At 45.3% G+C, this 26,081-nt stretch carries 22 protein-coding genes and 1 pseudogene; 15 read left to right on the top strand and 8 right to left on the bottom strand.

Annotation, left to right across the window (positions count from 1 at the left end; all coding sequences use genetic code 11):
* Positions 1 to 3: 3 nt before the first annotated feature.
* A complete protein-coding gene (locus tag ACED46_RS01310; protein WP_017061213.1) occupies positions 4 to 1,221 on the bottom strand; it encodes a ParA family protein in 1,218 nt (405 codons plus the stop codon).
* Between the two features lie 1,261 nt (positions 1,222 to 2,482).
* Here ACED46_RS01310 and ACED46_RS01305 point away from each other — a divergent pair.
* A complete protein-coding gene (locus tag ACED46_RS01305; RefSeq protein ID WP_017071247.1) occupies positions 2,483 to 4,462 on the top strand; it encodes a replication initiator protein RctB domain-containing protein in 1,980 nt (659 codons plus the stop codon).
* Positions 4,463 to 4,842: 380 nt separating this feature from the next.
* On the opposite strand, the gene ACED46_RS01300 is transcribed toward ACED46_RS01305, so the two are convergent.
* Positions 4,843 to 5,361 carry a transcriptional regulator gene (locus ACED46_RS01300; RefSeq protein WP_371720770.1) on the bottom strand — a complete coding sequence of 173 codons (519 nt, stop codon included), beginning with the start codon at positions 5,359 to 5,361 and terminating at the stop codon, positions 4,843 to 4,845.
* A pseudogene (locus tag ACED46_RS01295) lies at positions 5,358 to 6,245 on the bottom strand (ABC transporter ATP-binding protein). Before ACED46_RS01295 ends, ACED46_RS01300 begins: the two are co-directional and overlap by 4 nt.
* Positions 6,246 to 6,430: 185 nt before the next feature.
* On the opposite strand from ACED46_RS01295, the gene ACED46_RS01290 reads away from it, so the two are divergent.
* Both ACED46_RS01290 and ACED46_RS01285 read left to right on the top strand, forming a co-directional pair.
* The gene (locus ACED46_RS01290) at positions 6,431 to 6,625 is read left to right on the top strand and encodes a hypothetical protein (protein ID WP_017061218.1); all 195 of its coding nucleotides are present in this window, start codon (positions 6,431 to 6,433) and stop codon (positions 6,623 to 6,625) included.
* Positions 6,626 to 6,889: 264 nt separating this feature from the next.
* A complete protein-coding gene (locus tag ACED46_RS01285; protein WP_371720769.1) occupies positions 6,890 to 7,378 on the top strand; it encodes an NADAR family protein in 489 nt (162 codons plus the stop codon).
* 143 nt (positions 7,379 to 7,521) lie between these two features.
* On the opposite strand, the gene ACED46_RS01280 is transcribed toward ACED46_RS01285, so the two are convergent.
* The gene (locus tag ACED46_RS01280) at positions 7,522 to 8,280 is read right to left on the bottom strand and encodes an ABC transporter substrate-binding protein (RefSeq protein ID WP_017071250.1); all 759 of its coding nucleotides are present in this window, start codon (positions 8,278 to 8,280) and stop codon (positions 7,522 to 7,524) included.
* 88 nt (positions 8,281 to 8,368) lie between these two features.
* On the opposite strand from ACED46_RS01280, the gene ACED46_RS01275 reads away from it, so the two are divergent.
* Positions 8,369 to 10,801, top strand: a complete 2,433-nt coding sequence (locus tag ACED46_RS01275; protein ID WP_371720768.1) for a response regulator — start codon at positions 8,369 to 8,371, stop codon at positions 10,799 to 10,801.
* Positions 10,802 to 10,952: 151 nt separating this feature from the next.
* Here the strand turns inward: ACED46_RS01275 and ACED46_RS01270 are convergent, their stop codons facing one another.
* Positions 10,953 to 11,705: an SDR family NAD(P)-dependent oxidoreductase gene (locus tag ACED46_RS01270; RefSeq protein WP_017071252.1), complete on the bottom strand. Its 753-nt coding sequence runs from the start codon at positions 11,703 to 11,705 to the stop codon at positions 10,953 to 10,955.
* A gap of 12 nt (positions 11,706 to 11,717) precedes the next feature.
* The gene (locus ACED46_RS01265; RefSeq protein WP_371720790.1) at positions 11,718 to 12,413 is read right to left on the bottom strand and encodes a sulfite exporter TauE/SafE family protein; all 696 of its coding nucleotides are present in this window, start codon (positions 12,411 to 12,413) and stop codon (positions 11,718 to 11,720) included.
* A 362-nt stretch (positions 12,414 to 12,775) separates the two neighbouring features.
* Here ACED46_RS01265 and ACED46_RS01260 point away from each other — a divergent pair, with 362 nt between their 5' ends.
* On the top strand, positions 12,776 to 14,092 hold the full coding sequence (locus ACED46_RS01260; protein WP_017065135.1) for an aspartate aminotransferase family protein: 1,317 nt from the start codon (positions 12,776 to 12,778) through the stop codon (positions 14,090 to 14,092).
* Between the two features lie 205 nt (positions 14,093 to 14,297).
* On the opposite strand, the gene ACED46_RS01255 is transcribed toward ACED46_RS01260, so the two are convergent.
* A complete protein-coding gene (locus ACED46_RS01255) occupies positions 14,298 to 15,812 on the bottom strand; it encodes a PLP-dependent aminotransferase family protein (RefSeq protein WP_017061225.1) in 1,515 nt (504 codons plus the stop codon).
* 239 nt (positions 15,813 to 16,051) lie between these two features.
* Between ACED46_RS01255 and ACED46_RS01250 the strand changes: the two genes are divergently transcribed.
* The 4 genes from ACED46_RS01250 to ACED46_RS01235 all read left to right on the top strand — a co-directional run bounded on the left by ACED46_RS01250 (position 16,052) and on the right by ACED46_RS01235 (position 19,338).
* On the top strand, positions 16,052 to 16,918 hold the full coding sequence (locus ACED46_RS01250; RefSeq protein WP_065584482.1) for a transporter substrate-binding domain-containing protein: 867 nt from the start codon (positions 16,052 to 16,054) through the stop codon (positions 16,916 to 16,918).
* A 131-nt stretch (positions 16,919 to 17,049) separates the two neighbouring features.
* A complete protein-coding gene (locus ACED46_RS01245; protein ID WP_017061227.1) occupies positions 17,050 to 17,688 on the top strand; it encodes an amino acid ABC transporter permease in 639 nt (212 codons plus the stop codon).
* Positions 17,689 to 17,825: 137 nt separating this feature from the next.
* Positions 17,826 to 18,491 (top strand): amino acid ABC transporter permease, encoded by a 666-nt coding sequence (locus tag ACED46_RS01240; protein WP_371720767.1) that lies wholly within the window; start codon positions 17,826 to 17,828, stop codon positions 18,489 to 18,491.
* Positions 18,484 to 19,338, top strand: coding sequence for an amino acid ABC transporter ATP-binding protein (locus ACED46_RS01235; protein WP_371720766.1), 855 nt, complete (start codon positions 18,484 to 18,486; stop codon positions 19,336 to 19,338). The genes ACED46_RS01240 and ACED46_RS01235 overlap by 8 nt, the downstream gene beginning before the upstream one ends.
* 103 nt (positions 19,339 to 19,441) lie before the next feature.
* On the opposite strand, the gene ACED46_RS01230 is transcribed toward ACED46_RS01235, so the two are convergent.
* Positions 19,442 to 20,170 (bottom strand): UTRA domain-containing protein, encoded by a 729-nt coding sequence (locus ACED46_RS01230; RefSeq protein ID WP_371720765.1) that lies wholly within the window; start codon positions 20,168 to 20,170, stop codon positions 19,442 to 19,444.
* 211 nt (positions 20,171 to 20,381) lie between these two features.
* Between ACED46_RS01230 and ACED46_RS01225 the strand changes: the two genes are divergently transcribed.
* The 6 genes from ACED46_RS01225 (at position 20,382) to ACED46_RS01200 (ending at position 25,801) form a co-directional block, all read left to right on the top strand.
* Entirely contained in the window at positions 20,382 to 21,485 is a 1,104-nt protein-coding gene (locus tag ACED46_RS01225) for an ABC transporter substrate-binding protein (protein ID WP_371720764.1), read from the top strand.
* A gap of 61 nt (positions 21,486 to 21,546) precedes the next feature.
* Positions 21,547 to 22,446, top strand: coding sequence for an alkaline phosphatase family protein (locus tag ACED46_RS01220; RefSeq protein WP_136974562.1), 900 nt, complete (start codon positions 21,547 to 21,549; stop codon positions 22,444 to 22,446).
* Positions 22,443 to 23,336, top strand: a complete 894-nt coding sequence (locus tag ACED46_RS01215; protein WP_017061233.1) for an ABC transporter permease subunit — start codon at positions 22,443 to 22,445, stop codon at positions 23,334 to 23,336. Before ACED46_RS01220 ends, ACED46_RS01215 begins: the two co-directional genes overlap by 4 nt.
* Positions 23,336 to 24,121, top strand: a complete 786-nt coding sequence (locus ACED46_RS01210) for an ABC transporter permease (RefSeq protein WP_102332327.1) — start codon at positions 23,336 to 23,338, stop codon at positions 24,119 to 24,121. The genes ACED46_RS01215 and ACED46_RS01210 overlap by 1 nt, the downstream gene beginning before the upstream one ends.
* Positions 24,121 to 25,140, top strand: a complete 1,020-nt coding sequence (locus tag ACED46_RS01205) for an ABC transporter ATP-binding protein (RefSeq protein ID WP_017071260.1) — start codon at positions 24,121 to 24,123, stop codon at positions 25,138 to 25,140. The genes ACED46_RS01210 and ACED46_RS01205 overlap by 1 nt, the downstream gene beginning before the upstream one ends.
* A 1-nt stretch (position 25,141) precedes the next feature.
* Complete coding sequence (locus ACED46_RS01200; protein ID WP_371720763.1) at positions 25,142 to 25,801, top strand: HAD family hydrolase; 660 nt, start codon at positions 25,142 to 25,144, stop codon at positions 25,799 to 25,801.
* Positions 25,802 to 26,081: the final 280 nt, after the last annotated feature.

The following is a 26,081-nucleotide window of genomic DNA, read 5'->3' as shown; positions in this document are numbered from 1 at the left end:
TTGTTATCCCTGATTAAGTGAAGGCCAGTTGCTATGTAATACGCGCTCTAATTCTAGAGCACTTTTTTGTACTGCGTCTTGAGCAACAGCTAGAGTTTTCTTACCGCCCTCAAAGTCGCTCACCGTTAGATCGAAAACCGTGCTGTAAGTGTCAGCACAGGTTTCAAAAGCACGGCTTCTTGGAATGGTTGCCATCATTACTTGGTCATTCAACAGGTAGTTCATTTCGGTCAGAACTGACACTTGTTTCTTGTTGTCGTCTTCAAACATGGTTGGCATTAGACGAACAAATTCGAGCCCTTTCCAATCATCCGGGAACATTTCGTAAACCGTTGGTAAGTGCTGGAAGAAGTTAACCGTTGAAGCCCAATCCAAACGCTTAGCTGCACATGGAATCAGAAGTGCGTTCGACGCGTACATTGCATTCCATACTAGAGGGTCAACGTGCGGGCCGGTATCAATCATAATCACATCGAAGTCATCGGCGATTTTGTCGATAAGCTTCTCTTTTAACAGACGAACAATATCAAGTGACTGATCTTGTGAAAGGCTTTGCCACGCTTCAGCGTTAAACATCGCATCTTCTGGGAAAGCAGAAATTGTCTTCAGGTTTGGATACTGAGTTGGCAATAGTACGTTCTTACGAAGAAACTCTAGATCGACATCTTGGCCTTCAGGCACGTTGTCCAACATGATATCGACGGCAGAATAGATGCTGTCGTGCTCTGCCCCACTAATTTGTGGATTTAGGAACAGACGCAAAGAGCCCTGTGGGTCCAAGTCAATCAGACAGATACGGTAGCGCTTATCCAAATTCAGAGACAAACAAGCGGCTAAGTGAACTGCTGTCATTGATTTACCCGTACCACCCTTCTGGTTTTGTACGTTGATAATCCATGGCTTATTGTCAGCGTGCTGCTTACGTTCATGGAACTTCGGCACTTCTGCCGCGTCCATCAACATGTGAGCTTCTGTCAATGAAATCGAGTAATGATTAGCGTTGTTCTTTGTGAACTGATGGCCATCAGCTTCAAGTTTAGTGATCGCTTCATCGAGCTTACGACGCGTTAAACCAGAACGAGTCTCCATCATAGCTTTAGACATTGGAGGGAAATGTTCATCACTTCGCTCTTCCAAAATAATCTCAATTCGGTCAGCCTGAACTTGTTGAGTTTGTTCGGCTAGCTGATAGAGCTTATCAATCGTTTGTTCTCTTTTCATTGCCAGTTTCCGTAATGATTAACTAAGTACAAATTGTACAGCGATTAACAACAAACACAACAAAAACATGAACATACATTTATGAGTAAAATCACATAAAATAGACCGCGTTTTTACAATTTGATGAAACATCGCCTTAGACAAACACAAAAATGACTGTTTCTATCATGTATAACCCATGCTATTTCTAGTCTACATTTTAAATGTTACAGCATCACTTATTTACAATGTAAATGGAATTTCAACGAAAAACCTTCGGAACGATTGAAATACAACCGTAGATTACGGTTGGTGTGATTTGCATTCGAATTTATAGATTTTCAATCCAATAAAAATTAAAAAACACTCAATGACCAAAAAATTCAAAACAGAAGAGAAGATTGGGTGTCAAAAAACAACAGAGGATTGGAACCTAACCGGAAGAATGATCATGGAGCACATCCAGTGTAAGATAATTGATAACGCCAAATTATGAAGCATGATCAAGGCGTAAACTGAGCAATATTGATCCGAGCAACTGCACATTGAAAATGATCAACCTCCGGAAAAATGATCAAGTAAACATAGTTCCGGAAGCATGTAATTTATGAACTAAGTTACGGACAAATGCTTTTGGAATGGGGATTCAACGCCTATAAGGGCTCAATGATTGAAAATTCAATCGACACAGACCAAGAATACACAAACATGACAATTTCATGATCATGCTTCCTAGTTAAGACCCACCCGCTCTAAATACATCAAAGCAATCCATTTCCGCCGGATACAGACTAAATTTTGCACTCAATAGGGTAGGAACGATAAAAAAGTATGCTCTCTTGATCATTGTTCCGATAGATTGGCCACCACAAGTGTCCACTTAGACAAGTCAAAAGCGACTTAGAAACCGATGTTGAATTCCGATCTGTGGATAAGCTGTATAAGTATAATGATCATGCTTTCGAACCGATAATGATCATGCTTACAATGACTTAATGATCATCGTTCTGATGTTCTGTGATCATGCTTTCTTAAGTTTAATGATCATAGTTTCGGAACCTTTATGATCATGCTTTCCAAGGCGATTTATTTTAATGCTTTAAATTCAGCCACTTATAAGCAAAGTTACGTCCAGATCATTAGATCACTTAATCATTTAAGATCATATTAATCAAAAAGATCAGTTATTTAAAAGCCAATAAATTCTCTTTATTTATGATCATTCTTTCTTTATTATTCAGGAACTATAGTGAAATTACGGTTAGTGTGATACGGATCAAAAATGAAACCAGAAGAGAAATTGTTAATTAAGGCACGAAGCCACAAAGATGGTCATTTATTTGAGGTATCTGAAACAGCCGTTGAATGGATAGAACAATATCAACACTTCAAAGGTGTCACCAAAAGCATAGTTGAGCTTCTTAACCTAATTTCACTTCGTGGGTTTAGCAGTAAAGACGGGTACGTTTCCACCACTGAGATTATTGAATCAACCGATGGTCAAGTCACTCGCGCAGCCTTACAGCAAAGGCTGAGAGCTGCAGTTAATATCGGATTGTTCAAACAAATCCCCGTTCGCTTTGAAGAAGGCCTTGCTGGTAAAACCATGTTGCATCGCTTTGTGAACCCAAACCAATTGATATCGGTGCTGGGTGCCACCAGCTTAGTGACAGAAAGCGTGAAGCAAAATGAAAAGCAAAAGCGCTCTAAAGCCCTAGCTCAAACCAAAGTAAACAAGCGCTTACTGAATGAACATGGGTTGAATACCCCACCAACGATGAAAGATGAAGCGGATCAATTCATTGTTTCGCCAACCAATTGGGCGGGGATTATTGATCAAGCGTTAGCGCCACCTAGAACTCGTAAGAGCTACCAGAAATCCATGGTTTCGATCTCTGGCACTCGCGCTGTGATCGAGACACGATCTTCTAAAAATATCATGACCGTTGACGATCTGATGACGCTATTCGCGTTATTCACGCTCACCGTTCAATATCATGATCATCACCAAGATGATTACCATCTAGACGCGAAACACACGCCAAACAAAACACCACTCTACATCACTGATATTTTGTCTTTACGTGGCAAGAAAGACAGCGGCCCTGCACGTGATTCTATCCGCGACAGTATTGATCGTATCGAATTCACGGATTTCCAACTGCACGAGCTTACAGGCCGTTGGCTTAGTGAGAACATGCCAGAAGGCTTTAAGAGTGATCGTTTCCGATTCTTAGCTAGAACCATTACCGCATCGGAAGAAGCGCCTACAGAAGGCTCTGACGGCGAAATTCGCATTAAACCGAACCTATACATCCTGGTTTGGGAGCCTTCGTTCTACGAAGAGCTGCTGACGCGTGACTATTTCTTCCTATTTCCGCCAGAAATCCTGAAGCAACATACCTTGGTCTTCCAAATGTATTCGTACTTTAGAAGCCGCATGGCACGTCGCCATTCAGATAGCATGTTGCTCAGTGAGCTCAACCAGAAATTGGCGCGTAACATCGATTGGCGTCGTTTCTCGATGGATCTGATCCGCGAGCTCAGAAAGCTGGGTGAAGTCGGGGATCAAGAAGATACCTTCCTGGTTAATCTTTGGGGTTATCACTTGACGATCACCGCGTTGATCGAAAAAGGGAAAACGACCGATTATCAGGTAGATATCAAATGTAATGTGGAAGAAGTATTACGTTACTCAAGAGCGCGTACCACTAACGCAGGTAAGCGTAATATGGCACCAACGCTGCCGAACCCACTTCGTAACGAAATGGTGTCTAAGCAGAAACTGGAAGAGCTGTCTGAGATTATCGATGGTGAGTTTGAACCCATTCAGCGTAAAGCACCGTCGCCAAGAGGCAAATTGGGACGTCGAGTTAAGCAGCGTAAACACTCTGTTGAGATCAACGCTGACGAGATCATGATTACTCTCTCTAAATATACCTCTGCAGAGGCTCTAGAACGCAGCATAACGGCTTTATCTGCTATGACAGGGCACTCACATGCCTCAATCAAAGAAGAGTGCTCAGAGCTCATTGAGAAGCTTGATTGGTTGAGAGTAGGGGAGGACGTTATCCCATACGAAACACTGAGTCGCTTAATTGAGCTTTACAACGACCGTGACAGCACCAGCAATCGACATCTGTCCATTGAACGTTTGATCTCTGGCTTAGCGGTGCGTCGTAAAGTGTGTAAACAAGTTCATGAAGGCCATTTAGATGAAAACGTGTTCCTTGCGCTCGATGAAATGGCGATTGGCCACTAGTGATTATCCTATCGCAATAAGCCTGTTTTACCGTGGCTGAATGGATAGTTTTGAACACATTAGGTGCTGATTAAAATCGCACCTAACGCTGACAAAGTGATGACAAAGTAACGCATCTAGTTGATTATTATTTATCCCGAATAGACAACCTTTGTCCTTTCTTATGATTAATAGATTGGCTCATATTTTGTTACATCATACTGAATAGATTTTTGCGAGTTCCTAAGGGACTCGCTTTTTTTTGCCTAAAATTCAGTAAATCATTAAAATTCAATAGCTTACAGAGTTAAATGCCGAAGCATGATCAAGGCCAGATCATGCTTTCTACGGATCTAACTCTGATGAGATTCTGATTTGATGTTTGATCGAGAAGAGCTTGATCAGTGGAGATGGCGTTGAATAATGCCTTGATCATCGTTTTGGGGATGGGTTGCCATAAAGCGTACATGCGACTCGATCAATTTTTCAGACTCTGCTTTCCAACGCGGTTCTTGCTGTTGGTTCGTAAACTCCAAAGCCAATACACACAAGTGTTGTAGCCGCTGTGTACACCACTCTTGCAATCCTGCTTCTGATTTTGGGTCACATGACACCGCTTGCAGCTTACTGTAGGCAAACATTAGGTATTGGTAGGCTTTATCTTGATGGCTTGAGCTGCTGGCCTCCTGCGAAGCCAACTCCGGATTCGATGAATCCGCGAGGTGGCGATAGAAAGTAAAGATTCTCAGGCATCCGTCTAGCCAACATGCGATACCTTTGCTCTGCTCATCTATGATCAATGGCCCCCAGAGCGCATCTGGAGGCGTTAAGATCAAAGGTTCTAACCGGTCCACTTGATCATGCTTTCGGTCTTTGTACCAATCTCCGATCCGCTCTAACCAAGTGTCTAGTTCATTCATGCAACGTTATCCCACTGTTTTACAAAGTGATTATCAGAAACTTGTTTGATTTCATGCTGTATTTCACTGCTCTGCTCTCGAATACGATCAGCGTCTATTGAATAGTTTGGCTCATTTTTGACGAGTTCGCCAAATGGCAGATCGGGATCTGGTACGGCAGAGATCAACAACTTAGTGTACGGGTGTCGTGGATTGGTTAAGATCGACTGGGTTGATCCCCATTCGACGATCTGTCCTTTGTACATAACCGCTGTCTCTTCTGCGATGTAATGTGCTGTGGCAAGATCGTGGGTTATGTACAAAAAGCCAATCCCCAACTCTTGCTTCATTTTTTGCATCAGGTTCAACACGCCAAGTCGAATCGAAACGTCCAACATCGAGGTGGGTTCGTCAGCAAGAATAACCTCAGCGCCAACGGCCAGTGCTCTCGCTAGGTTAACCCTCTGTCTTTGGCCTCCACTGAGCTCGTGCGGGTATTTGGCGAGCGTTTCGATGGGTAACTCCACCAGCGTTAATAACTCTTTGAGGCGTTCTGTGAGAGCCTGTTTAGTGACTACCTGTTTATGGATCTTAAGTGGGCGCGTTAAATGGTGCTCAATGGTGTGAGTGGGATTAAGTGAACCAAAGGGGTCTTGAAACACCATTTGCACACGGCTGCGATAATCCAAGATATCTTTACGGCTTTTCAGCGTAGAGATGTCTCTGCCTTTGAACAGTATCTCTCCCTCTGTCGCAGGGTAAACCTTGGTCATCAATCGTGCGCAGGTGCTTTTCCCGCAGCCTGATTCTCCGGCTAAGCCGAAAATCTCGCCTTAGCCTATGTGAAAGCTAACGGATTTGATTGCATTGAAAGAGGGGAAAATGAGAGTTGGATCAAACCACATTTCTTATGGGGAATCTTTTAAATATAATTGCAGAAAATGGCTTTGGCAAAGTTTAAATGAGGCATTTATTAATTAGCTTTGTGAAGCGTCGGAATCATCACACTTCAGTACAGAATTTCTTAACAAGCGAAAAAGCATTTGCTACAGATTACCTGTCCATTACATGGTGCTTTTCGGAGGAAAACATGTCCATTAATTCTATCAACCATGATGAAATGACAAATATTGCAAACAAGTGGGATGCTGAAGAAGAAGTATCTTTCAAACCAGAAAAGAAAATGAAGTCTGCTGAAGCTCGTCGTCGTATCGAGACTCTAAGAGAAATTAGAGAAAGCGGTTTGAGTCTGGAAGAAGCGAGGGAGCTAGGTCTTATTCACTAATAATCCCCATTGCATTTAGAAGGGTGGCACAACGCCACCCTTTGATTGATAATTGTTTTTTCATGTTTCCTATCCAGATTTAATCAACTCCTTGATTCTTTGGCTCACTGTTCTGTTTAGCCTAACCCTTTTGATATTACGCTTTTCAGATGAAAAACACGCACATGGCATACTCTTGAGCTAAGTTGTTTGACAGTCATATTCAACGCCACTAATTTTAAAGTTAAAGCAAAAATATGCGATGTCGTTGGTAAGGAGAAGGCTATGTCTAATTCTGTGGCTCAAGCTAAAGAAGTGCTGTTTTACGAACCCGAAGATCCGAACGGATACCTGTCAAATTTTGCCGCTTGTCCTATCAAGGTAGGTGATCAAGTTTGGGCAACCAGCGAACATTATTATCAAGCGATGAAGTTTGCCTCCGAAGCGCTACGTAATACCATTTTGGAAGCCAGTACACCTGCTGAAGCGTTCTCTTTAAGTCGTGACTACGAAGACCAAGTTCGCGAAGATTGGTATGACATTCGTGTTGAAGTGATGCAGTTTATTGTGACGGAGAAGTTCAGACAGAATCCACAGTTTGCGCTGTTTCTTACCAAGACCGGAGATTCGGTGATCAAAGAACATTCGCACAAAGACCACTTCTGGGGCGATGGCGGCGATGGAACCGGCGAGAACCATTTGGGTAAGATTCTGATGGCAGTGCGTCACCAGCTTCGCACTGATTCGTCGATTCAGATAGCGGCATGCTTATGATTACCCCTTAGACGCATTTAAAAGGCCGCCCTGCAATCTAGTATGAAGCAGGGCGGCCTTTTCGGTTTTAGAGAGTCAGGCATCAACGAGAGTTAACGTACGTGACTAAGCTATCCGTTGCTAAGTTCTAAGTTACGCTGGTGCTATAAGTAACTCTGTACGATGTCGTCAAGCTGTCCATCGTCTTTCATTTGGTCTAGGCGTTGGTTGATGAAGCTTTGCAGTTTAGGATCCATCTCAGGGTCAAACGCCAAATGGATAGGGTAGTTATTGATGACAGAACCAAACTCTTGCATCTGGTAATCATCAATACTCAGTTTTTGTTCGTTTAGGTTGTATTTGATTCGTGATTCCATTTCCACAAACACGGTGTCGCCAGGTGCTCGGTTCAGGACACGAAACGCAGCAGTGTAATCTTTTACTCGAATCTCGTTGAGCTTGCCCTGTTGGATATAAGGTTCCAAGTTCGGATACTCAAATCCTTTCAGCAATACTACGGCTTTCCCATCGAGATCATCGATTGTATTGAACTCAAATGGCTTTTTACCGCTGCTGAGTAATACGTGTTTTACATTGTAAATCGGGTCTTCAGATAGGTTCGCAGATTGAATATTCCCCCAACTAGGGCTGCCATAGGTAACCCAGTTTGGATTCTCTCTCGCATCGAGCTTGTCGATCATTCGATTAAAAGGGTAGGTGTGGTAGTTGATCTCATATCGGCTGTCATCAAACACGGCTTCCACAATATCTGAAACAATTCCTCTGTGAGATGCCCCGTCAGTTTCGATTTGAAAAGGTTGCGCTTGGCTCGCAATAATGTAGTAGTGAAGAGGTTCGTTTGCAGAAGCATAACTGCTTGAAAACAAACTGACTATGGATGCAACGATAAGATGTTTTTTCATAACCTTCCCTAGTTATTTGATGAATGACTACTATTATACTAGTTGAGTAATTGTAGTTTGCTAGGATAACAATAATGGTAATTTGTGTATGTTGACAAAAGGAAAACGCTACGTTGGACTCTCCCGACAGTTGATCGGGATGATAATAGCGATCAGTACCTTATTCACAGTTATAGTGACAGGTCTCGGGTTGTATGTAGAGTACCAAAGTCGAGTTTCTTTTATCAGCTCTCAGATCGAGCAGGTCAAGGCTGGCTACCTTTCTGGTTTAACGGCAAGTTTGTGGGTTGAAGATCGAGAGCAATTGTTTGTGCAAGCCGAAGGCATCTCTCGCCTCCCTTCGGTCAGTTACCTTCTTATCGAAAGTCCCGATGAAAAAATTCTAGAGTTAGGTCAAAAGACCGAAGGCCAATCTTATTCTCAGTCTTGGGAAATGGTGCACCAGATGGGCGGCACAGACTTCCCGTTGGCGACGCTCACGGTGCAATCAGACTTGAGCATGATCCTAGATGACTTTGAAGAACGAGTGTTATTGTTGCTCGCCTTCGAAGCCGTTAAAATCTTCTTGTTGTCTCTCGTATGTTTAACCATCGTCTATCGTCTTGTCGTAAAACGTTTGATGACTATGTCTTCCCAAATCAACCAACAACAGGTCGAAGACAACAAACCGCGCTTTATAACGCCAACTCACTCTACTTACAAAGATGAGATATCGACTCTAGAGAGTAGCTATAACCGATCGGTAGAACGTATTCGTCAACAATATCAAGAGCTGGAAAAAGCTAAAGATGTTGCTGAGGTGGCCAACCGTAATAAAAGTGAATTCCTTGCCAATATGAGTCACGAAATCCGTACACCAATGAATGGGATTATCGGGTTGTCGTCTTTGCTCTCTGAAATGGATATGCCGAAAGAGCAAAAAGAGTACATCAACATGCTCAACACCTCTTCGCTTACGTTGCTCGACTTAATCAACGACATTCTCGATTACTCGAAGATCGAAGCGGGGCGACTAGAGCTTCAGCAAGAGCCGATGAAAATGATGGGCATTGCGGCCGACGTTGAATCAACCTTTCGAGTGAAAGCCGAACAGAAAGGGCTTCGATTCCAATTAGCGATCGACCCTAAGATCCCAACCATGGTGATTGGCGACGGTACTCAACTAAGACAAGTCCTAAATAACTTAGTAGGCAACGCGATTAAATTTACCGAGCATGGCCACGTCACGCTCTCGCTTCGTTTGGAAGAGGTGGTTGAGCCTGAGCAAAAACTCAGAGTGAGGTTCGAGGTTGTCGACAGCGGTATCGGTATTGCAGAAGACAAACAGAAATCGGTGTTCGATAAGTTTCAACAAGCCGACGGCAGTACCACACGTATTTATGGAGGCACAGGGCTTGGTCTAACAATATGCGAGAAGATAGTGACATTGATGGGCAGCAAGCTTGAACTCACCAGTGTTGAAGGTAAAGGCAGTACCTTCTATTTTACGGCTGACTTTGACCCGTGTTTAGAAGCCGATGAAAGCAATATCGATTTCAATAAGGTTTCGGTTCTGCTTGTGGATGATAGCCAGCTGAACATGCGTATAACGTCTACACAGCTTCAATCCTTTGGCGTTAAGTCTGAGTGCTGTGAAACGGCAAACCAAGCGTTAGAGTTGGTTTCAGAGTCTGTGGCTCAGTCATCACCTTATGATCTCGTTCTGATAGACAAAGTAATGCCGTCCGTTGATGGCTTTCAACTGGCGAGAAGCTTAGTTGAACGCTTTGGTAGCGAGTGTCCCAAGTTAGTGATGATCTCTGCTGACCCTAGAAAGCAAGATGAAGCTCGTGCTAAACAAGTCGGTTTTGTTGCCTACATTGCGCGTCCTTACCAAGATAATCAGCTTAAATGGACCATCAGTGAGGTACTCGCGAGAGCGGCTGATACTTCAGTCTTTACCTATCCGAACAGAGGAGAGGTTGCGTTTAAAGACAATGAACCTGTGCCGTTAAGTAAACCTGCAGCGGTTGTTAAAGATGCTCCCATTGTCTCTGTAAACGCCACACCAGCCGATAAACAAGCTCCAATTCAAGCAGAGTCAAAACCTGTCGCAGTTGCCGGAGAATTTAGTGGTACAGTTTTAGTTGTTGAAGACTCGCGAGTAAACCAACAAGTCGCCAAGATGATGCTCAAGAAGCTTGGCTTTGAGGTTGATATTGCCGACAACGGTGAAATTGGTGTCGAGAAATTCAAAGCCAACGAATACGAGATGATTTTTATGGATTGTCAGATGCCGGTTCTCGATGGCTTCGAAGCGACCAAGCAGATCCGAGCGCTCGAAGAAGGGGCTGCAAAGCATATTCCAATCATTGCGCTGACGGCCAACGTCGTGCAGCGAGACAAGCATTTGTGCTTCGATGTAGGCATGGATGAGTTTTTACCTAAACCGGTTAACCAAGGCAAACTGAGAGAGATCGTAGCGAGTTTCTTGTCGAAAGAGACGGAATCAAACAAAGAACATGAGCAGCAAATTGTTTAGTTGAGTATCTCTAATCTTACTTTCATTAAAAGAGTAATGAGGCGAATTAGACATAGTCTTTTATGCCGTTGGTTATATTTGAAGTATCGTGTGAAAGAAATGATAAAGGTGGCCTGAAAAGACCACCTTTTTTGTATGTGTCGGTTTGAACTTAATCTCTATCGATTGCGAACGCAGACCATGCTTGACGTGTCGGCATCACTTCGACTCGGTTAATGTTGATGTGATCTGGCAAGGTTGCGATATAAAACATCTGCTCGGCAATATCCTCTGCTGACAACGGTGTAGTGCCTTGGTAAAGGTTGTCTGAAGCCGTCTGGTTACCTTTAGTTCTTACAAGAGTAAATTCCGTTTCTGCAATACCAGGGGAGAGGTCAGTCACTCGTACCCCTGTGCCTTGTAAGTCACAACGTAGGTTGTAACTGAACTGTTTTACGAATGCTTTGCTGGCACCATACACATGGCTTCCTGGGTAAGGCCATTGCCCGGCGATTGATCCAACATTGATGATCGAGCTTCCTGCGCCTTTTTTAATTAACGTCGGCAGCAGCGCGTGAGTAACATTAACCAAGCCAGTGACATTGGTGTCGATCATTGTGTGCCAGTCTTTCAAGTCCACATCAGGCGAGCCTTCTGGTGCCAAGGCTAATCCTGCATTATTGACCAATGCGGTGATCGATGAGAATTCAGCAGGTAGTGAATCAATGGCTTGTTTTACGGCGTCTGCGTCTCGAACGTCGAGTTGAATTACATGCACAGGCACCGTTAATTCTTCCTTTAGGTCGAGTAGCCTTTCGATTCGACGACCAGACAGCACTAACGACCAGTTATCTTCTGCGAAACGTTTTGCTGCCGCTTTGCCGAAACCAGAGGTTGCCCCTGTAATGAACGCTATCTTATCCATAAATACATCCTTCTAATTTGAAATTAACATAAGTAGTGCCATGCCGATCAAAATCGGCGCGGTCGTTGTTTTTGCAGACAAGTTCGGTACTGATAGATACAGTTTTTGCCCCAGTACATTGCCAATCAAAGCTGCCGGTAATAGCCATAAACCTGTGATGAACGATTCTTGGTTAAATGCGCCAATCCATATGAAGCCGATCAGTGAAATCGCTGAACTCAGCAGAAAAAACACAATCGCGGTGGCTCTCTGTTCACTGGTTTTAATGGTCAGGTTAATCAAATACGTCACTAATGGCGGACCTCCTGAAGAAGCGGTGGTCATGCTAAACCCCGAAATGGCTCCCGCCCAAAACGCGTGTCGTTGGTGCAACCAAGTGAGGCGTAAGTCCAAAATAATCAGCGTGCCAGCGACCAAAGACATCATCGCGATAAAGGCCTTCAAGCCTGATTCCGATATCGTGCTAATGAAATACAGCGAGAAAGGCACCGCAACCAACATGCCAATACACAGCGGCGCAATAAGCCGGATATTGATGGTGGTTTTACTTCGCTTGAGCAGAGGAAAGGCACTTAAAAAGTCCAACAAGATAGCGATGGTTACCGCTTGCAATGGTGGAACAATAAAGCTGAGGGAAAGCGCTACGATAATCGCAAACCCAAATCCTGAATAGCCTCGAACTACTCCTGCAAACAGAATCAATGTCATCGCTAATCCTAATTCCACTCTTGCTCACCTCTTTGCTTTTGATATTGCTGCTGCGTTAATTAGCGTTCGATGAGACCTGTCTCGTCTGCCTTTCAATCTATTCACACCTAAGAGTTTTGAATAGAGCCAGATCGACGATTGGATTGGGTCAGGCAGTTTGTTGGATCGGGGATGAGACTTGGGCTGATGTACTGGCCCAATGTTTTGTTGAAACTGACACTATGACCTCCGCCCTGTTTGGGATGAAGATTATTCCATCCGATAGCGCAGCCTTTTCAATGTCGTGTTTTGTGTCTTTCATTCTCGAAGACGAGCCAAGCACGAGCGGCTGTGAATCTAGTGTTGTTAATGGAGACGATGAAATGGAAGTATCAACAGAACAGCTTGTGAACCAAGATATTATCGACCTCGACAAGAGCGTATTTCATTCTTGGTCGATTCAAGAAGCAGCGGAGCCTATCGCCATTGCGGGTGGGCAAGGATGCAAAATGTGGGACTACGAAGGTAAAGAATACCTTGATTTTAGTAGCCAACTGGTTAACACCAACATTGGTCATCAGCATCCACAAGTGATCAAAGCGATTAAAGATCAGGCTGATTCATTAGTGACCGTTGCCCCTGCGACCGCCAACCTCACTCGTGGTTTGGCGGCTAAGCGTATCTTGTCGAAAGCGCCAAGCTCGTTTAAGAAGGTGTTCTTTACCAATGCAGGGGCAGATGCCAACGAAAATGCGATTCGCATGGCGCGACAATTCACAGGGCGCGACAAGGTGCTATCTGCTTACCGTTCTTACCATGGCAATACAGGTACTGCTATTGCTGCGACGGGGGATTTTCGTCGAATTCCAAACGAGTATAGCCGTGGGCACGTTCACTTCTTCAATCCATTTCTCTATCGAAGCGAATTCAACGCGGCGACTGAGGCAGAAGAGAGTGAGCGTGCCCTGCAGCATTTAGAGCGAGTGATTGAATGCGAAGGACCAACGGCGATTGCGGCGATTATCCTAGAGACGATTCCGGGAACGGCTGGTTTTCTCATTCCGCCCAAAGATTACCTTATCGGCGTGCGTGAGCTGGCAACCAAACATGGCATTCAGTTGATATTCGATGAAGTCATGGTCGGCTTTGGCCGCACGGGTAAGTGGTTTGCGTTTGAGCACTTTAATGTAGTGCCGGATCTGATTACTTTCGCGAAAGGGGTGAACTCGGGTTATGTGCCGGCTGGTGGCGTGGTGGTCAGCGAACCGATCGTTGAGTACTTTAAGTCAAACTTCTTTATGGGCGGCTTAACGTACTCTGGTCACCCTTTGGCGATGGCTTCTATCGTTGCAACGCTCGATGTGATGGAGCAAGAGGGCATTGTCACACACGCTGATAACGTCGGTAACAGCGTTTTAGGGCCGCTTCTACTGAGCCTTCAAGAGTTGCACCCTATGATTGGTGATGTGCGCGGCAAAGGGATGTTCTGGGCTGTAGAGCTGGTGGAAGATCGTGAAAGTAAAACACCTTTGAGCAATGAAAAAATGGGGCAATTGAAAGCGCAATTGACCAAGCGAGGCCTGTTGACCTTCATTGTGAATAACCGCATTCACGTTGCGCCACCTTTGGTTATTCAGCCAAGCGAGATAAAGAAAGGCGTTAAGATCATTGATGAAGTGTTGTTTGAACTTGCTTCTTAATTCTTCAATAAGATAGCTAGCACAGCAACCAAGGCACTTTGGCAAAGGATTCCCCGTTCTTTTCAAAGTGCTTATTTTTCCTGAGTGCTTGGCTTTTGAGTGTCTAGCTTCCAATTGGTTAGGTATAGTCGAAAAAGAGCATCGATTGATGCTCTTTTTTACGTCATTGTCTTGAATAACAACGTCTACATAACCCTTTGTGATGCTAGCTCTTCATTACCTCTGACAGCTCTTTGATGCCGGGGGCGATCAAGTCTTTGTCGATGGCGTGAAAGCCCAACCTGAAATAAGAATTAGGATCAAATTCGGATGAAGTTTCATTGCTCAACTTCGTTTCAGGATCGGTCATGAAGTGAGAATACCCTGTCTCAATCAAAATCCCTTTTTGTGCGGCTCGTGAAGCTAAACGCTGGCTATTGATGTGGCTGGGCGTTTGTAGCCACAGAGAGTTGGCCTGCTCGCTTTGAGCCAGTCGCTTGCAGTCAGGTAAGTACTTCAAGACAGCATCGTTGATCAGCTTCCAGCGCTGGCGAGTGTTTTCTCTAAAGCGCCTCACAAAGCTGTCGTAGTAGCCTTGTTCAATAAAGTGCGCTACTTCCATCTGAACACGGCTTGGCGCATGTCGGTACATCAAGCGACGCAGTATTCTAAGGTCGTAGATTAACTCTTCAGGTGCCACGATGTAGCCCAACCTCAAGCCGGGTGCCAGTAGCTTAGAGAAGCTGCTGACGTAGATGACTCTCCCTTCCTTGTCATTGGCTTTTAGCGCGGGTTTAGGATTCCACTCCACGTTGCACTCGGCGTCATAGTCATCTTCGATAATTACCGCGTCATTGGCTTTGGCCATTTCAAGTAACTGAGTTCGACGCTCATCACTCATGGTGACGCCGGTTGGAGCTTGATGGCTAGGCGTGACATAGAAGTGATCACACAGTGAAGAGTGCTCATTGAATCTCAATCCTTGTTCATCCACTTGATGCGGGTGTAACTGCGCGCCAGAGAGATTGAAGATGTGATTCGCTTCTTTGTAGCCGGGGTTCTCGACTCCGACTCGACTCTGATGGTTCATGAGCAAAGTCGAAATCAAATACAGCGCATTCTGCGAACCTAAGGTTATGAGGATCTCATCACTTTGGGCATGAATACCGCGCTGTGGGAGCACCCTTGTGCGTATCTGTTCGACCAGCATGTCGACGTCTTTATCGACCTTGTCGCAAAGCCAGCGGTGATCATGTGGGTCTGAGGTGACCTTTCTTGTCGCTTCTCGCCATTGAGCTAATGGGAAGTCATTGATAGAGGGTTGGCCAAAAATAAATGGGTATTGGTAACAACTCCAATGCGAGGGTTTGACGATGCGTGGGTATTGGCCCAATTGCAGCTTAACGCGTTTGCTCCAATCCGGTGCATTGTCGCTGTCGGCTGATTCAAAATGATCCAAACTCGCGTCGATAGTATCACTCGGGTTTTCATACTTTTCTGAAAGGTAATAACCACTGCGAGGCTTACTGATGAGGTAGCCATCGTCGAGCAAACTGTCGTACACCAACGAGACAGTATTGCGTGAAACACCCAATTGGCTAGACAGCTTACGACAAGACGGAAGCGCTTGTTCAGCCGGAAAAATACCATTCAATATCGCCGTCACCAAATAGCTACGTACTTGTTCTTGCAGGCTTCTTTTGGAATCAAACTCGATGAAACAATTGTGATTTATCGCCATGAGATACAGTCCTTATTCTCAGTGAACCTCAGTCCAATTTGTATAAAAGAGCAAGAAATGCGCCAGAGTTCATATTGATGTTTTAAGAGTGTGTTTTGCTCTCTCTCAACCCCGAAAATTACGTTGTCCCAAACTAGAAAATCGTTCTGTCCCAACCTGAAAATTAAATTGGCTCTACGTCTCCGATGCATTCCGTTCATAAAGTAAAGGCAGGCAAATAATCTCGATAAGGAAAGCGTATGAAACAGGGAATGACGATGAAGGCATGGGTTTCAACAGCGGCAGCGACAGTTGTACTCGGTTGTTTTGGAGTCGCACAAGCATCGGAGCTTGCAGCCATCGAAAAGCAAGGCTTCATGAAAGTGGCGACAGAAGACAACTACTCTCCATTCAACTATATCGACCGCGGTAAGCCTGCGGGGATTAACAAAGATTTGCTTGATGAGTTACGTGAATATTCGAAGTTCGATATCGAACAAGAGATCTTACCTTGGACAGGACTACTCGCTTCGGTATCTGCGGGTCAATATGATGTGGCGTTAACTGGCGCGATCATTACCGATGCTCGCTTGAAGGCCTTTGATTTCACTCCACCTATCGCTTCAGCGCAGCATTACTTCTTAACCAGAGCTGACGCGGAAGATATTAATACGGTAGCCGATTTAGATGGAAAAACAGTGGGCTTACAAGCGGGCAGTGCTTTGCTAGAAAGGCTTCCAGAGCTCGAAGTGATGCTCGAAGCACAAGGCAAATCTTTGGGTAAAGTGGTGCAGTATCAATCCTACCCAGAAGCGTATTCCGACTTGGCAATCGGCCGAATAGACTATGTGATCAACAGTGTGGTTTCAGTTAACGAGGTAGTGAAGTCGAAGTCAAAGGTATTCAAAAAAGGCGAAGCAGTCTCTGGCCCAGGTTTCGTTAGCTGGCCAGTTCCTAAAGATAATCCTGAGCTTTTGGCTTACCTAACGGAATTCTTCCTACACCTTGAGCAAACAGGAAAAATGGCAGAGTTGCAGAAGAAGTGGTTCGGTGAATCGTTCGACCAACTCCCTTCAGAAGCCATCACTTCGGTTGAGCAGTATCACAAGCTAACAGCCGTTCAATAGATGAATAAGCATGCGCCGACACAAACAGTTAGCGGCTGTTTGTGTCCATGCCAATGGGTTCAAAGCGGTTTAACCCATGAGTCTTTGGCGCACAATCTATCGAAAGAAGTCGCTGATCAAAGAGGTCGTTTATGGATTATTACGCTTGGGAACAGTTACTACAGGGCGCGTGGGCAACGGCATGGATATCGGCAGTATCGATTGTATTAGGTGTCGTCATCGGCTTAATGATTGCCTTGGTTAGAATGATGAAAATCCCGTTTGTGGATCAAATGTTGGGCATTTATGTTAGTTGGGCACGAGCAACGCCTTTGGTTACGTTGGCTCTGTTTATTTTCCTTTCTTTTCCGTCATTTGGCATCAATTTAGATAAACACGTTTCTGCTATTTTAGCTCTCACACTCAATACATCGGCATTCAATGCAGAGATTTGGCGCAATGCCTTTCTTAACTTTTCAAAAGGACAAATGGAAGCGGCAGAAGCCATTGGTATGAGACGTATCACTTATTTTCGCCGCATCATGTTCCCGCAAATGGTGATCATGAGCCTACCAGCGCTAGTCAATGAGATGTCGTTCTTAATCAAAGGCAGCCCAGCGATTGCGGTGATCGGCATCGTCGACCTAACTCGTGTCACCAATCGAATCTCTGCGGTTACCTATGAACCACTTGGGCCGATTCTATGTGCCGGTGCCATTTACATGTTGATTATTGGCGTGTTGGTGAAGTTGCAAGCGGTGGCTGAAAACCGAGCTACTTATCTGCAGTAGTAAGTGTGGCTATCAGTAATCTACCTCAGTCACAGCTATCAACAACAACCACAGTTTAGCCGTCATGGCTACTTGGTCAGAAACACCATTTACCTGCTTGTGATGCGTTATTGAGCGGGTAAGTTTAAGGAGTAAATATGGAAGAATGGAATATTATCTGGCAACAAAAAGAGCTGTTTGCTTCAGGGTTTGTGACCACATTTTATCTTTTTGTTTCGTCTTCAATCTTGAGTTTCATCATTGGCATCGGTTTGTTGTATTGCCTCGAAAACTCAAAACTTGGTGTGAAGTACACCATCAATAGTTTGATAGGCATGATGCGCACCTTGCCGTTTCTTATCTTAGCGTACCTGCTCTATTACGGGTTGCCGCAGGTTGGTATTCGACTCGATGCGATTACAGCGGGAATCATCGCGCTAAGTCTCTATCACGGTACCTATTTTTGTGAGATTTTCCGAGGTGTTCGTAAAGGATTAGAGCCAGGTTACATCGAAGCGGCGCACGCTTATGGCTTCTCTAAATTCAAAACATTTACCCGAGTTATTACCCCAAATGTGTTGTTTAAGTCGGTTCCACTGATCACGAACCAACTCATCATCTGCTTAAAAGACACTGCGTTTCTTAGCATCATCACCGTCGCAGAAATTACCGCGGCCGCCAACAGCATTCAATCGACCTACTTCATCCCATTGAATGCGTTCATCATTGCTATCGCGCTCTACTGGGTTGTGAGTATTGCACTTGAAAGCATCACCAAACGAATCCAAACCAAAGTTGAACTTAGAGGACTTAGCCATGCTTAAACAATCAGAGATTATTGAAACGGAAGCACCGATTAACCCTTCTTTGGGCGTGAATTTGGAAGTGATTGAGTGCGAGTCACTATTGGAAGAACGAGAGACGATCATCAAGGTTGAAAACCTGTCGAAACAGTTTGATGGCATCGAAGTACTGCGAGACATCAACCTCAACATCAACAAAGGCGATGTGGTGAGTATTCTCGGCTCGTCAGGTTCGGGGAAATCGACGCTACTGCGTTGCATGAACTGGTTAGAGCAGCCAGAGCGCGGCACGATTTTTATGGGTGATGAGCGTATTGGTATCAACTCTGAAACGGGTAAGCCACTCAAATACAAAGAGTTGGCGAAACTTCGAGAGCGTCTTGGAATGGTTTTCCAAAGCTTCAACTTATGGCCGCATCTCACCGTGTTGCAAAACGTCATGGAAGCGCTGGTTCATGTTAAGAAGATAGCGAAATCAGACGCCGAGGAGATGGCTCGTAAGCAACTCGACAAGGTTGGGATGTCACACAAACTAGAGAGTTACCCAAGCATGTTATCGGGTGGGCAAAAGCAACGTGTCGCGATTGCCAGAGCTCTCGCGATGGAACCGGATGTATTGCTGTTTGATGAGCCAACCTCCGCGCTCGACCCTGAATTGGTCGAAGAGGTGTTACTGGTAATGAAGAAGCTATCGCAAGAGGGTTACACCATGGTGGTGGTGACTCATGAGATGGAATTCGCGCGTCAGGTGTCGGATCAGGTGGTATTCCTTGAGAAGGGCATCTTGATTGAGAAATCCAACCCTGAGAAGTTCTTCACTAACCCAGATTCAACAAGGGTAAGGAAGTTCCTCAAGCTTGATTCATGAGCTAGATGATTCGCGCACCTTAATGTTTGATTGTTAAAAAACTCCGACTGAATCAGTCGGAGTTTTTGTATTTGTGTTGCTACCGCATTAAGAGGATGTGGTACTAGCCAATGCTATCAATGTGGATCACTACTGAGTCTGGTCGCCAGTATTCCAGTTCGCAGTCCATCAACTCGCCATCTTGCTTGTAGTTCACACGGCAGATCTTCAGCACCGGTTGACCCTCAGCCAAATTTAATGCCTTGGCGACATGCGCAGGGGCAGAGGTGGGTATCACATCAAAGCGCGATCGTTTGGTCTCGTAGCCGTATTTTTCTCGGTAGATGCCTGTCAGCGACATGGTGAGGTTTTCTGACAACACCTTCTCAAACAACGGCGCTTTTAAGACGTTTTCAACAAACAGCACCGCTCTGCCATCAATAAAGCGTAATCGCTCAATCACGTGTATCGGGGTTATCTGTTCTATTTCTAATGCTTTGGCGTAATCGCCTGCGGCCATTTCTGTGCGGGTGCTGAGCAACTTGGTTGCTGCAATACGATGTTGTTCGCGAATCATTTGATGAAAGTGAGAACGTGACAATGGGTTATAGCGAACACGTTCGGGTGACACATACCAGCCACGGCGCTCTTCTCGGTATATCAAACCTTCGGTTTCCAGAGACACCAACGCATCTTTGAGCGTGATTCGTGTGGTGGAAAACAGTTCGCTAAGGTTTCTTTCTGATGGCAGTTTTTGCCCTTCGGTGAAGATACCTGATTGAAGCTGCTCTCGAATACTCGCCTTAATTCTTCCTAACTGTGTCCCTGATTGCCCGGTGCCCAATGTTCTCATTACTGATCTAGTCCATAAGTTCGTGTGCTTAATAAGGTAAACCATGGAGTTAACAGGAATGTGACAGTAAACAATGGCTTATTGTCATATGAGTGAAATATAACTGCCACGTAAATGCACTCGAACTGTCAAATAACTTACGGCAAACCGTCACATTCCGGCTATAGCATACAAAACGAACTTACTGACCTAGTCCAGAGGGATAGAGACAATGAAAACTTTGCTTAGCCGTTCAACTGTATCGCCAGCCAAACTGATTGGTTCACCTGCAAAATTAATCGGCGCAACGCTAATAACGGCAACACTTTCAATGCCAGCGATGGCGAAGGATGCTGATCTTGAGTCACTGATTGAAGCCGCTCAAAAAGAGGGTGCGGTTTACAGTGTAGGTATGCCAGACAGTTGGGCAAACTGGAAAGGCACATGGACTGATCTGAAAGCAAACTACGGTTTGAAGCATCAGGATACAGACATGAGCTCGGCTCAAGAGATCTCGAAATTTGAAGCAGAGAAAAGAAACGCAACTGCAGATATCGGTGATGTTGGTTTCGCCTTTGCACGTGTCGCTGTGCAGAAAGACGTAACGCAGCCATACAAGCCAACGACTTGGGATGACATTCCAGATTGGGCGAAAGACAAAGATGGTCACTGGGCTCTGGCTTACACAGGTACTATCTCGTTCATTTCAAACAATAATCTTGTTGAAGATGCCCCAAAATCTTGGAGTAACCTACTAGAAGGCGACTACAAAGTCACTGTTGGTGACGTAGGCGTAGCAGCACAAGCAAACAACGCGATTCTAGCGGCTGCATTTGCTAACGGTGGTGATGAGTCGAACCTAAAACCAGCGATTAAATTCTTTGGTGAACTAGCGAAGCAAGGCCGTCTATCTTACACAGATCCAAGCATTGCGAACCTTGAAAAAGGCGAAGTGGAAGTCGCGATCATGTGGGACTTCAACGCATTGAACTACCGCGACAAGATCGACCGTGAGCGCTTTACGGTAAGCATTCCACAAGATGGCTCAGTGATTTCTGGTTACACCACCATCATTAACAAATACGCACAAAACCCGAACGCGGCGAAGTTGGCTCGTGAATACATCTTCAGCGACCAAGGCCAAATCAACCTAGCAGAAGGTTACGCACGCCCAATCCGCAGCAACATTACGCTACCTCAATCAGTACAAGACAAGCTGATCTCAAACGATGAATACAGCAATGTTCACCCAGTGACTGACTTCTCAGCATGGGAAAAATCAGCACGTCGCCTGCCACGTCAATGGCAAGAAAGCGTATTGATTCACCAGCAATAACCCCGCTTAACACACCACCTGTAACGGGTGGCTTATAGAAACAAGCAATAGAGATTAGACCATGAGCAATAAGGTTATCCTTGTTGTTCTAGATGGACTGAACTATCAGGTAGCCCGTGATTGCATGGGCTACCTGAACGGTCTTCTAGAACTAAGTGATATGCAGATAAAACAGGGCGATTCGCACAATGAACAGAGCGATTCGTACAATAAACAGAGCACTTCGCAGAGCACGCAAAAAAACAAGCTGCGCGCCACGCTTTACCCTGTGCAATGTGAGCTGCCATCTATGTCACGCCCGCTGTATGAGTGCATTTTAACTGGGGTTCGCCCTGTCGAAAGTGGCATCGTTAACAACCAAATCGTGCGTTTATCGAATCACGAGTCGATCTTTAGCTTGGCTAAATCGCAGGGCAAAGTGACGGCTGCTGCGGCATATCATTGGGTGAGTGAGCTGTATAACCGAGCGCCGTTTGACGCTGTGCGTGACCGTTTTACCAACGATGAAAGCATGAACATTCAACACGGCTGTTTCTACCATTGGGACCACTACCCAGATGAAGCCTTGTTCTTGGATGCAGAGCACTTGCGCGTGACTCATCAGCCTGATTTTTTACTGATTCACCCAATGAACATTGACGACATGGGACACAAGCATGGGCTGGATTCTCGCCAGTACCGTAATAGTGCTCGTGGCGCGGATATTTACCTATCAAACTATCTTGAGAAATGGGTAGACGATGGTTATCAAGTGATCATCACCAGTGACCACGGCATGAACAATGACTTGTCTCACGGTGGCATTCTGCCTGAAGAGCGTGAAGTGCCATTCTTTGTGATTGGCGATAAGTTCACACACCAAGCCTGTTCAGTGAAACAGACCGATATCTGCGGCAGCGTCTGTCAGTTACTCAACCTTGAACACGATAAATCTTACACTCAGGAATTGTTGGCCTTATGAGCAGTTCTGTAATTACGCAGAGCGATGGCTCTGCGCTTCAACCCAAAACCAAATCTTTGTTTCAACGCTTCAAGCCCGCTTTGTGGCTTGCGCCTTTCGCGCTGTTTTTCTATCTGTTCCAACTGGCACCTATGGTTTGGGTGCTGATCAACAGCTTCTTCTACGACGATGAGCTCTCTCTCGAAAACTATTCTGAAATATTCGATTCTGCCTTCATGATGCAGGCCTTCGGTAACAGTTTATGGCTGTCGATTTGGTCGAGCATTGTTGGTTTAGCGATCGCGACTCTGCTCGTCTCATCATTGCGCCGCGTTGATTCTAAAATCCGCGATGCGGTGATTGCCTTCACCAATATGAGCAGCAACTTCTCAGGCGTGCCTCTGTCGTTCGCATTCATCATCATCTTGGGCACCAACGGTGCGATCACCTTATTGCTCAAGCAGTATGGATTACTGGGCGATTTTGACTTGTACGGCAAGTGGGGTTTGCTGGCGATTTACATCTACTTCCAGATCCCATTGGCGGTGTTGTTGCTCTATCCAGCGTTTGATGCTCTGAGTGACGACTGGCAAGCCGCTTCGGCACTGCTTGGCGCGAAAACTTGGCAGTACTGGACCAAAATCGCGCTGCCTGTGCTATCTCCGGCTTTGTTCGGCACCTTCATCATCTTGATTGCCAATGCGATTGGTGCGTATGCGAGCGTGTATGCGTTGACCTCGGGCAACTACAACGTGATTACGATTCGAATTGCGAGCTTGGTATCGGGCGACCTGTTCCTAGAACCCAACCTAGCTGCCGCAATTTCCGTGATTCTGATGGCGATGCTGGCCTTCATCACCGTGATTAACCAATGGCTGATCAGCAAAAGCTACGCAGGGAAGAGAAAGTAATGAACACCGTAAATACTCGCTTTCATAAAACGGTTGTCTATTCGATTGTCGGCACCATGATGATTCCGATCTTAGCGACCTTTATCTACTCGATCTCCTCGCGTTGGGGCGCCACTATCCTGCCGGATGGCTTCACGTTAGATTGGTACATCAACCTGCTGACGGATCCTCGCTTCTTGCAAGCCTTTGGTCGTTCACTGTTTATCTGCGTGGCGGCACTGTCATTGAGTGTGGTATTGGTCTTGCCTGCGATTTTCGTGGTGTTTTACTATTTCCCGAAGCTCGACAAGGTGATGAACATCCTGATCTTATTGCCGTTCGCGGTGCCGCCAGTAGTGTCGTCAGTCGGCTTGCTTCAGCTGTATGCAGACAGCGAAATCTCACTGATAGGCACACCGTGGATCTTGATTGGTACTTACTTCACCATCGCGCTGCCATTCATGTACCGCGCGATTGCCAACAGCTTTGAAGCGATTAACTTGCATGACTTGATGGATGCAGCACACTTGCTCGGTGCAAGTACCACCAAGGCGTTCTTGTTGATTATTCTGCCAAACCTTAAGAAAGGCTTAATGGCGTCCCTGTTCTTGTCGTTCTCGTTCCTATTAGGTGAGTTCGTGTTCGCCAACATCTTGGTGGGTACACGTTACGAGACACTGCAAATCTACCTATACAACATGCGTCAAACCAGCGGCCACTTCACGTCAGCCCTAGTGATGACGTACTTCCTGTTTATTTTCTTACTGACTTGGTTGGCAAGTCGTTTCAGCCAGGGAACAAAATAATGAGCTATGTAAATGCGAAAAACTTCACCAAGCGCTTTGGTGACAACACGGTGTTTGAAGATATTGAATTTTCAATCGAGAAGGGCGAATTCATTACTCTGCTTGGCCCAAGTGGCTGTGGTAAATCGACTCTGCTGCGCAGCTTGGCTGGCCTAAACCCTGTCGATGGTGGCGAAATCTGGGTTAATGGTGAAGAGATTACTCACCAAGTACCGCAACAACGTGGCATCGGCATGGTGTTTCAATCTTATGCCCTGTTCCCGAACATGACGGTTGAAGGCAACATTGCGTTTGGCCTCAAGATGAAAAAGCTTGCTGCTGACGAGATTAAGCACGAAGTCGCGAAAGTGATTGGGCTGGTGGATTTAACGGGCAAAGAGAAATTCTACCCGCATCAGCTATCAGGCGGTCAGCGTCAGCGTGTGGCTTTGGCAAGAGCCTTGGTGGTGAAACCGCGTATTTTGTTGTTGGATGAGCCGCTTTCGGCGTTGGATGCGAAGATCCGAAAGCACTTGCGCCAACAGATCCGAGATATTCAAAAAGAGATGAATCTGACCACGATCTTCGTGACTCATGATCAGGAAGAAGCGATGATCATGTCTGACCGTATCTTCTTGATGAATAAAGGTGAGATCGTACAAGCGGGTACACCCGAAGAGATATACACTCAACCTGCCAATGAGTTCGTTGCTGGGTTCATGGGGCACTATAATTTGGTGCAAGCAAACCAAGCCAAGCAACTTTTCAACATTGAAACGGAATGGAAAGTGGCGATTCGACCGGAATCTATCTACGTGAAAGAGCAAGGTCGACAATATGGCGAACATATCTCTGTGCCAAAAACCGGTACCATTCGCAACCACCAGCTCTTGGGTAACGTGATTCGCTACCAAGTGGACGTTGATGAGTGTGAATTAACCGTCGACTTGCTTAACCGTTCTTCTGAACGACTATTGGCAAATGGCAGCCAACTTGAACTCCTGTTTAACCTAAACGAAATTCAACCTGTGAGAGCCTAAGATGTTCAAACCTTTGTATGTATTTGATATGGACGAAACGCTGATCAATGCTGATGCAGCAATGCTTTGGAATGAGTTCTTGGTTGAAAAGGGCATTGCCACTGCGCCCAACTTTATTGAAGAAGATAAGCGCTTAATGGGCCTGTATTCGGAAGGTAAATTGAATATGGAAGATTACCTCACGTTTTCCATGCAGCCATTGGCCGATATGCCAACAGAGCAAGTGACTGCGTTGGTGGAAGAGTGTGTTGAACAGCATATTTTGCCTAAACAGTTCAAGCAGTCGAAACCTTTGATTGAGCAGCTTGAGAATGATGATATTGATATGCTGATCATCTCTGCCAGCGTGACTTTCTTAGTGGAAGTGGTGGGTCGTAAGATTGGTATCGAGAATGCACTTGGTATTGATTTGATTGAAAACCAAGGTCGTTTCACGTCTCAGATCTCTGGTGTGCCAAGCTACCGTGAAGGCAAAGTGACGCGTTTAAAAGAATGGTTAGACAATCAAGAAACCAACTATTCAGATATACACTTTTATACGGATTCAATCAACGACTTACCTTTGTGTGAACACGCTGATTTTGCGTACCTAGTGAATCCATGCCCGCGTTTGAAAGCACTGGCCGATCAACCGAATTGGTCGATTTTAAACTGGGATTAACGTGAATCCTATATTCGAATTAGCTTCGTTTTAGAACTTATCAAGCCGCTGACTACAGCGGCTTTTTGTTTGCCAGTGAATGAGATTTGGTGGAATTCTCTAATCTGTACTTTCCATTTAAAATCTCACATGTAACAACTTAATAACATCTCTTGCTTGATTGTAAATCAAACCACCATCTTTCAATCCCTTGATAGCGCTCACTTTCTTGTTACTAGAGATTGCGTGTAACAAATATTTTACAATTTGATGGGTTTTTAGCGTGATTGCCCATTTCTCT

Source organism: Vibrio sp. 1S139 (assembly GCF_041439475.1).
In the GTDB taxonomy this organism is placed as follows: domain Bacteria; phylum Pseudomonadota; class Gammaproteobacteria; order Enterobacterales; family Vibrionaceae; genus Vibrio; species Vibrio crassostreae_C.
This window is presented reverse-complemented; position numbering and strand designations above follow the sequence as displayed.